Below are 229 nucleotides of genomic sequence, written 5' to 3'. Positions count from 1 at the left end.
ATAATTAGCCGCAGTGCATTAGAACGAGAAAGTAAACAAGTCGCCGAGCGTTTATCAGCGCTTTACGGGCTTAGCTCACCTGAATTCTACGATAAGAACGTACTGTCTAGCTTTATCAGTGCTCTAAAAGATAACCATTGGTTAGATTCTGAAAAAGACGGTAGCCTAAAATACTCGGAAGAGTGTGAGGCGTTGCGCGCTGATGTTATGGACTTAATATGGCCTGAAA

Annotated in this window: 1 protein-coding gene; it reads left to right on the top strand. The window is 42.8% G+C overall.

The genetic code is table 11. From position 1 onward, the window contains the following. The coding region (locus tag NLF92_RS13900) for a hypothetical protein (protein WP_254102868.1) at positions 1-229 on the top strand (229 nt) is incomplete at both ends.

It is taken from the genome of Opacimonas viscosa (assembly GCF_024199005.1).
Lineage (GTDB): Bacteria > Pseudomonadota > Gammaproteobacteria > Enterobacterales > Alteromonadaceae > Opacimonas > Opacimonas viscosa.
The sequence above is the reverse complement of the archived record's forward strand: the minus strand, read 5'-3'. Positions and strand labels throughout refer to the sequence as shown.